The organism is Ectobacillus ponti (assembly GCF_024294785.1).
Taxonomy (GTDB): domain Bacteria; phylum Bacillota; class Bacilli; order Bacillales; family Bacillaceae_G; genus Ectobacillus; species Ectobacillus ponti.
The window spans coordinates 1-877 of sequence record NZ_JANCLT010000056.1 but is presented as its reverse complement, the minus strand read 5'-3'; the positions used below and the strand labels follow the sequence as shown (position 1 = coordinate 877).

Annotated in this window: 1 protein-coding gene; it reads left to right on the top strand. The window is 55.1% G+C overall.

The window, feature by feature from the left end; genetic code table 11:
• Nucleotides 1–596 (top strand): HMG-box domain-containing protein (locus tag NK662_RS24540; protein ID WP_254761335.1); only part of this gene is annotated, 596 nt, incomplete at its 5' end.
• Nucleotides 597–877: the final 281 nt, after the last annotated feature.

The following is an 877-nucleotide window of genomic DNA, read 5'->3' as shown; positions in this document are numbered from 1 at the left end:
CTTCTCTGGTGGTGTGGGTGTGTCCCTGTCTCCCCTCTCCTTCCTCCTCTCCTTTCCCCTCCTCTCTTCCCCCCTCTCACAAGAGAGAGAGCGCCAGACTCTCCCCAGGTGAGGATTCAGCCATGAAGGGGGCCAAATCCAAGGGCGCCGCCAAGCCCGACGCCAAGTTGGCTGTGAAGAGTAAGGGCGCGGAGAAGCCCGCCGCCAAGGGCAGGAAGGGGAAGGCCGGCAAGGACCCCAACAAGCCCAAGAGGGCTCCCTCCGCTTTCTTCGTTTTTATGGAGGAGTTCCGTAAGGAGTTCAAGGAGAAGAACCCCAAGAATAAATCTGTCGCTGCTGTAGGAAAAGCAGCCGGTGATAGGTGGAAATCCCTGACCGAAGCGGACAAGGCTCCCTATGTAGCCAAGGCCAACAAGCTCAAGGCCGAGTACAACAAGGCCATTGCTGCCTACAACAAGGGCGAGAGCACTGCCAAGAAGGCACCCGCCAAGGAGGAAGAGGAGGACGACGAGGAGGAATCTGACAAGTCCAAGTCCGAGGTCAATGATGAGGATGACGACGAGGGCAGCGAAGAGGATGAAGACGATGACGAGTGAGCCTTCCAGTGGACAAGATGGGAGCAGCAAGACGCTAAGGGCGGCGGGCGTCCTAAGGAGCCTATCCATCATCATCATCGTCTACTAGAATTATTCAGTTTCACTTCACATCGTGATGTTTTACTTTTTCTCTCGTCCTATAACGGATAGCGCTCCTTGTTGGCGCCACTGGTGGGTGTTGTGGTGCAGCCAATGTCTTGTCTCCACCGTCAATGATCCGCTTGTACCTAGAGTTCTCTTTAGTTGGTGATGGGCTAACTTGGTTTTACTATCCGTTTGCG